The 6,981-nt window shown below is 56.2% G+C and carries 5 protein-coding genes; 4 read left to right on the plus strand and 1 reads right to left on the minus strand.

Going from position 1 to position 6,981, the window contains the following annotated elements; all coding sequences use genetic code 11:
* Positions 1 to 55: 55 nt before the first annotated feature.
* Positions 56 to 1,243: an acetyl-CoA C-acyltransferase gene (locus QC816_RS13640; protein WP_309782825.1), complete on the minus strand. Its 1,188-nt coding sequence runs from the start codon at positions 1,241 to 1,243 to the stop codon at positions 56 to 58.
* Positions 1,244 to 1,368: 125 nt separating this feature from the next.
* Here QC816_RS13640 and QC816_RS13645 point away from each other — a divergent pair, with 125 nt between their 5' ends.
* The 4 genes from QC816_RS13645 to QC816_RS13660 all read left to right on the plus strand — a co-directional run bounded on the left by QC816_RS13645 (position 1,369) and on the right by QC816_RS13660 (position 6,625).
* Positions 1,369 to 1,968: a TetR/AcrR family transcriptional regulator gene (locus QC816_RS13645; RefSeq protein WP_309782826.1), complete on the plus strand. Its 600-nt coding sequence runs from the start codon at positions 1,369 to 1,371 to the stop codon at positions 1,966 to 1,968.
* A 156-nt stretch (positions 1,969 to 2,124) separates the two neighbouring features.
* Entirely contained in the window at positions 2,125 to 3,789 is a 1,665-nt protein-coding gene (locus tag QC816_RS13650) for an AMP-binding protein (protein ID WP_085917511.1), read from the plus strand.
* Between the two features lie 27 nt (positions 3,790 to 3,816).
* On the plus strand, positions 3,817 to 4,584 hold the full coding sequence (locus QC816_RS13655) for an SDR family NAD(P)-dependent oxidoreductase (protein ID WP_309782828.1): 768 nt from the start codon (positions 3,817 to 3,819) through the stop codon (positions 4,582 to 4,584).
* Positions 4,585 to 4,819: 235 nt separating this feature from the next.
* A complete protein-coding gene (locus tag QC816_RS13660; RefSeq protein WP_268900775.1) occupies positions 4,820 to 6,625 on the plus strand; it encodes an acyl-CoA dehydrogenase C-terminal domain-containing protein in 1,806 nt (601 codons plus the stop codon).
* The last annotated feature ends 356 nt before the right edge of the window (positions 6,626 to 6,981 follow it).

Genomic DNA, 6,981 nt, shown 5'->3' on the forward strand with positions numbered 1-6,981 from the left:
GCTGAAAGGTTGCCAGGGCGTGAGTCAATATTGTTTTTACCCGGGAAATCGTTGGCTACTCCATCAACTCAACCGCGACGGCCGTGGCTTCGCCGCCGCCGATGCACAGGCTTGCAATACCACGCTTGCCGCCTTTGGTGCGCAGCGCGTGGATTAATGTCGCAATGATGCGTGAGCCGGTAGAGCCGATCGGGTGACCCTGGGCGCAGGCACCACCAAAGACATTGACCTTGTCGTGGGGGAGGCCCAAGTCATCCATTGCCATCAGGGTTACCACGGCAAAGGCTTCGTTGATTTCAAAGAGGTCAACGTCACTAACGTTCCAATCCAGTTTCTTCATCAACTTTTCAATCGCGCCCACGGGCGCGATCGTGAACTCACTCGGGTGGCGTGAGTGGGTTGTGTGCCCCAGCATGCGCGCCATCGGTTTAAGGCCGTGCTGATCCGCCGCTGCCTGGCTGGCCAGGATAAGTGCCGATGCGCCGTCAGATATCGAGCTTGAGTTGGCAGCAGTAATGGTGCCCTCCTTGGCAAAGGCGGGGCGCAGTTGGCGGATTTTGTCCAGTTTGGCCTGAAAGGGCTGCTCGTCATGTTCAACAAGAGCCTCGCCATGGCGCGAGGTAACGGTGACGGCGGCCATTTCGGCATCTAAATGCCCTGCATTGGTGGCCGCCATGGCGCGTTCGAGCGAGGCGATGGCGAAATCGTCAAGCCGCTCGCGGGTGTAACCACGCTGAGACGCGACATCCTGCGCGAAGACGCCCATCAACTTGCCGGTCTCGGCATCTTCCAGACCATCCAGGAACATGTGATCTTTCAGTTCCCCGTGACCTAACCGATAACCGCTGCGCGCCTTGGTGAGAACGTGGGGAGCGTTGGACATGGACTCCATGCCGCCAGCCAGGATGACATTGCCACTGCCTGCCTTGATCAGGTCGTGAGCCAGCATGGTGGCTTTCATTCCCGAGCCACACAGCTTGTTAATGGTGGTGGCGCCGTTGGCATCGGGGATGCCTGCCTGGCGCATGGCTTGCCGTGCCGGGCCCTGTTTAACGCCCGCCGGCAGTACACAGCCCATAATGCCTTCTTCGATCGTCGTGGGGTCGATACTGGCGCGCTCAATGGCGGCACGGATGGCAATCGCGCCCAGCTCGGTAGCACTCATGCTCGACAGGCTACCCATCATGCCGCCCATCGGGGTGCGTGTTGCCGACAGAAACACGATGTCTTTAGCGTTACTCATGGTGTTCTCCATAAAGGATATTGTGATTATCTCACTGAGAGGTGCGCTATGCGTTGACCCGTTGTCGGTGCTGTGGTCTTCTCCGAGGTAACCAAGCAAGCGCTAGTGTGAACGACATGAATGTAATGAATGCATCTCCTCGTCGCAAGGAATTAACACGCCTCGCGGCTCAGCTCTTTGTTCAGGAAGGCTTCGACCGTACCACGGTGCGCATGCTGGCGCAGGAAATGGGTATCAAGTCCGGTAGCTTGTTCCACCATTTTAAAGATAAGCAGGAAATCCTGGCGGCTGTGATTGAAGAAGGCACTCACAATGCGCTGTTGATTGCGCGTCGTGCGCTCGATAGCTGCGAAGATCACCCCGAGATGCGTCTTCGCGCAATGGCGCGAGCGCACCTCGAAACACTGTTTACCGATCGCAATGCCCACGTGGTGGCGTTGTTTGAGTGGCGACGGTTAACACCTGATGCCAGCGCTCATCTGAGCCATCTGCGTGATGCGTACGAAGCGCTGTGGGTGGCGGTGATCGATGATGCCTTGGCAGCAGGGCTGATTCATGGGGATCGCTTCCTGGTCTCACGCTTTGTACTGGGTGCTTTGAACTGGACGGTGCGCTGGTACGACCCGGATGGCCCTAGAACACCGGATGATCTGGCCGATGAACTGGTCGCAATGATCATGGCCCGTCAGGATGAACAGAGTGACTCTCTGGCTTTGCGCGACTAACGTATAACCAGTAAACGCCACGACTCGCTTGCGCTTCTTCGTGTTTGCTTTTAGCGTAGTTTTATTCAAAGGGTTCCGTTAACGTAAACTGATAAAAACAATGCCGACGCCTGCGTAACCCGATGCTCACTACCAACAATACCCAAGAGAGCCATCATGACAGCGACATCACGCCCCAATTATTCGGATTACCTTGATTCGTTTTCCATCGGAGAAGTCATCGCCAAACTTGATGATCATCAGGACGGTCAGTTAAACGCCTTCGAAGCATGTTGTGGGCGCCATGTCCGTGCCGGCAGGGGCGAGGTGTTGGCTCTGGTGCAGGAGGACCTGGAAGGTGCGACGCACACGTTGAGCTACAAGGAACTCGACCAGCAGAGCGCTAAGCTGGCGGGCTGGTTTCAAGCTCAAGGACTTGGCGAGGGTGACCGCATTGCGTGTATGCTCCCCCGTTCGCTGGCGCTTTTGGTAGCTGTGGTGGCGACCTGGCGTATTGGCGCGGTTTACCAACCGTTGTTCACTGCCTTTGGACCCGATGCAGTGGATTATCGGTTGGGGCGGGCTGACTCCAGGCTTGTCATAACCGACCATGCAAACCGGTACAAGTTTGATGGTCTGGGCCAATGCCCACCCGTCTTGGCAGTCGGTGGGCCGACCCGAGAGCATTCTGACGACCATGATTGGCAAACAGCGTTGACGCATACGTCAATGAGCGGTGAGCCGCCCCGCCTGTCAGCGGATAAGCCTTTCCTGCAGATGTTTACTTCGGGGACGGTGGGCAAGCCAAAGGGCGTTGCCGTGCCGCTTTCCGGTATGACGGCATTCGCTCTCTACATGGAGTTGGCGGTTGACCTTCGCGAGGAGGATCGCTTCTGGAACATGGCGGACCCCGGCTGGGCGTACGGGCTTTACTATGCGATTGCAGGCCCGTTGCTTCTGGGGGTCACGACCCACTTTTGCGAAGCAGGGTTCAGTGCCGAAGGAGCGCTTGAGTTCATGAAGCGCCACCGCATTACCAACTTTGCCGCAGCGCCAACGGCCTATCGGCTAATGAAGGCATCAGGCCTTTTCGATGACGCTCATCAAACGCTTGAGTTGCGTGCCGCCAGTTCAGCGGGTGAGCCCTTGAATACCGAAGTGGTTTCATGGGTGGAGGCATCGTTGGGCTGTTCGGTGATGGACCACTATGGACAAACCGAAACCGGGATGACGTGTAACAACCACCATGCCCTTGATCACCCCAAACATGTCGGTGGCATGGGAGTGCCCATGCCCGGGTACCGCCTGGCGATTCTGGATGCTGAGTACAATGAGTTGCCGCCCGGCGAGCCGGGGGTTCTGGCCGTGGATATTGAACAGTCGCCCGCGCACTTTTTTCAGGGTTATACCTGGCAGGAAAAAGATCCCTTTGTGCAGGGGTATTACCTGACTGGCGATGTAGTGATTCGCAACGAGGATGGGTCGTTTCAGTTTGCTGGCCGTGATGACGATATCATCACGACGTCCGGGTACCGTGTGGGCCCGACCGATGTCGAAAACAGCGTTATGGCACACCCCGCTGTGGCAGAGTCGGCAGCGGTTGGTCAGCCGGATGATATTCGGGGCGAAGTGATCAAGTCGTACATTGTGTTGCGTGACGGCTACGCGGCAAGCGAAGCCCTGGCGGATGAAATTCGTCAGCAGGTACGCGAGCGTTTGTCGGCCCATGCATTTCCCCGGGTCATCGAATTTGTCGACGAACTCCCCAAGACGCCAAGCGGCAAAATTCAGCGCTTCAAGTTACGCGCTCAAGCAGCAGAAGACGTCAACTTGAGCCAATAACGACTTTCATGACAGGGAAACACGACTATGCAGGTGAAGGGTCATACATTTTTAATCACCGGCGCCGCTTCAGGCTTAGGGGCTGCGACAGCAGAGCGTCTCGTGGCTGCTGGTGCTCGCGTCGTCTTGTGCGACCTCAGCGACAGTGTCAAGTCCCATGCAGAGCAGTTGGGGGAAGACGCGCGTGCATGCCTGGCGGATATCACGTCTCAAGAACAGATGCAGCAGGCAGTTGATACCGCCGTAGCATTGGGCGGCGAACACGGGCTTTCGGGTGTCATTCACTGCGCAGGCGTTGTCAGTGTTGCCAAGCTGGTTGACCGCGAAGGCAATCCTGCTGACCTGGAAAGCTATACCAAAACGATCAATATCAATCTCGTCGGTACTTTCAATGTCATGCGCCTGGCGGCGGCCGCAATGGCCAAAAACACGCCGAATGAGACCGGCGAGCGTGGGGTAATCATCAATACGGCGTCCATAGCGGCATTTGATGGGCAGGTGGGGCAGTGTGCATACAGTGCCTCCAAAGCGGGTGTTGTGGGTATGAGCCTGCCTGCTGCCAGGGAGCTTTCGCGTCATGCCGTTCGCGTCATGGCCATTGCCCCCGGCGTGTTTGAAACTCCCATGATGAGTGAAATACCTGACGAAGCCGCCCAGGCGCTGGCCGCCGCCGTTCCATTCCCTAAACGGTTGGGCAAGCCAGAAGAATTCGCCCAGTTGGCAGAGCAGATTATTACCAACTCGATGTTGAACGGAGAAGTGATCCGGCTGGACGGTGGTATTCGAATGCAGTAATAAATGTCCTATTCATCCGCTATTAGATAGCCTGCTGGTGTTCTCGTCGGCAGGCTTTATTTTTTTCTGAGGCATGACTGACCCGTTGGGCGACCAAAGTGGTAGCGATTTGGACGGCTAAATTAAAACGACTGCTTGACTACTGGGCGGGCTCGCGCTAATTTTCAAACATGCGTTTGAAAGCCGTTTTCTGAAGATGCTCGTTGCTTTCAGCCCCCTGTTTAGGAGAAGTGCCATGCCCAGTTACCAGGCCCCCTTGCGTGACATGCGTTTCGTCATGGACGAAATGTTTGACTATCCCGCCCATTATGCCTCTCTGCCCAACGGTGAGGACGCTTCTCCTGACGTGGTGAGCGCCATTCTGGAAGAGGGAGCGCGCTTTGCCCGTGACGTACTGCTGCCCATCAATCAAAGCGGCGATGCAGAAGGCTGCTTGCTGGAAGGCGGAGAAGTTAAAGCACCCAAAGGCTTTAAAGAGGCTTATCAGCAGTATGTAGAAGGTGGGTGGCCCAGTCTGGCTGCAGACCCCGAGCAAGGTGGCCAGGGGCTGCCGCCTTCATTGGCGATGATGCTGTCAGAAATGATTTGCGCAACTAACCTGGCGTGGGGGATGTACCCAGGGCTTTCCCATGGCGCAGCCGATGCGCTAAGGCACCATGGCACCGACGAGCAAAAAGCCACCTATCTCACCAAGTTGGTTGAGGGTGTTTGGACAGGAACCATGTGCCTGACCGAGCCGCATTGCGGTACTGATCTCGGTTTGATCAAGACGCGTGCGGTACCCGTTGCGGACAATGCGTACGCGATTACCGGCACCAAGATTTTTATCTCGGCGGGTGAGCACAACCTTGCCGAGAATATCGTGCATTTGGTGCTGGCAAAGCTGCCCGATGCGCCTGAAGGCTCCAAGGGCATTTCGCTGTTTGTTGTCCCCAAATTTCTGCCGAATGCAGAAGGCAATCCCGGCGAACGCAATGGCGTCACCTGTGGTTCGCTGGAGCACAAGATGGGTATTCATGGTAACGCCACCTGCGTGATGAACTTCGATGGCGCAACCGGTTACCTCGTGGGACCGCCCAACAAGGGGTTGGCGTGCATGTTCACCATGATGAATGCGGCACGTCTTGGGGTCGGGATTCAGGGGCTGGGTCTGATTGAAGCGAGTTTTCAGAACTCACTGAGCTATGCTCGTGACCGTTTGCAGATGCGTGGCTTGTCCGGCAAACAGGCTCCCGAAAAGCCTGCTGACCCGATTATCGTCCATCCCGATGTGCGCCGCATGCTGCTAACGCAAAAAGCCTTTGCTGAAGGTGGCCGTATGCTGGTGCTTTATACCGCACAAATGCTCGATGTGGTGGAGCATGGTGAGCCGGGTGAAGACCGGGATCATGCTGAAACCCTGCTGGGCTTGCTAACACCTATTGTTAAAGCCTTCCTGACCGAAGTCGGTTTTGAAAGCACTAATGAGGGCGTACAGATCTACGGTGGTCATGGCTTCATCAAAGAGTGGGGAATGGAGCAACTGGTCCGTGATGCGCGAATTACCCGCCTCTATGAAGGCACGACCGGTATTCAGGCGCTCGACCTGCTGGGCCGTAAAGTGCTCATGAGCCAGGGTGAGTCGTTGAAGGTGTTTACCAAGGAAATTCACAAGTTCTGCAAGGCAGAAGCCGACAATGCCGACCTCAAAGAGTTTGTCGAGCCGCTTTCCAAGCTGAATGCCGAATGGGGCGAGCTGACCATGGGCGTTGGCATGAAAGCCATGCAGGACCGCGAAGAAGTTGGGGCGGCAAGCGTTGATTACCTCATGTATTCCGGCTATGTCACGCTCGCGTACCTGTTTGCTCGAGCTGCCAAGCAGGCGTCGTTGTCTCTGACGGGCGAAGACAAAGCTTTCTATGCCGCGAAGTTGAACACTGCGCGTTTCTATTACCAGCGGTTGTTACCGCGCACCAAGGCGCACGCGCAAATGATCCAGTCGGGTGCGGGTAGCCTGATGGCAATGTCCAGTGAGGACTTTGGTCTGGGGTTTGAAATCTGATTAACGGTTAGCGCGGCCGTAGGCCGCGAACGGGCACTCTCTGGTCAGGCGTTCTGATCGGTGGTTTGCGGCAGGCCTGGTTCTTTGAATCAGACCTGTCGCTTTTTTTATTTTTAATACCTCTTGCCAACTCGTCAGCAAAGCCGTAAAGTACGCATCCGCTGCCGGGGACGCCAGGCGTTGCCAGCGGTGAATGAGGTGTAAAAACCTCGGTTTGTCAGTAGGTTAGGCAAATAGCAGGAAGGGAAGTTGAGTTAAACATTTTCTTCGCTTCTGCCAAACAGCCGTTGACAAACATTGGAAAGTGCGTAGAATACGCCTTCCTCGCTTAGCAGCGGCCACGTCAGGTTTTGAGG

This window comes from Vreelandella janggokensis, assembly GCF_031451615.1.
GTDB classification, from domain to species: domain Bacteria; phylum Pseudomonadota; class Gammaproteobacteria; order Pseudomonadales; family Halomonadaceae; genus Vreelandella; species Vreelandella janggokensis.

Coding starts and splice junctions, on each gene's coding strand:
- QC816_RS13640 (WP_309782825.1), bottom strand. CDS start 1,243: ATGAGTAACGCTAAAGACATCGTGTTTCTGTCGGCAACACGCACCCCG.
- QC816_RS13645 (WP_309782826.1), top strand. CDS start 1,369: ATGAATGCATCTCCTCGTCGCAAGGAATTAACACGCCTCGCGGCTCAG.
- QC816_RS13650 (WP_085917511.1), top strand. CDS start 2,125: ATGACAGCGACATCACGCCCCAATTATTCGGATTACCTTGATTCGTTT.
- QC816_RS13655 (WP_309782828.1), top strand. CDS start 3,817: ATGCAGGTGAAGGGTCATACATTTTTAATCACCGGCGCCGCTTCAGGC.
- QC816_RS13660 (WP_268900775.1), top strand. CDS start 4,820: ATGCCCAGTTACCAGGCCCCCTTGCGTGACATGCGTTTCGTCATGGAC.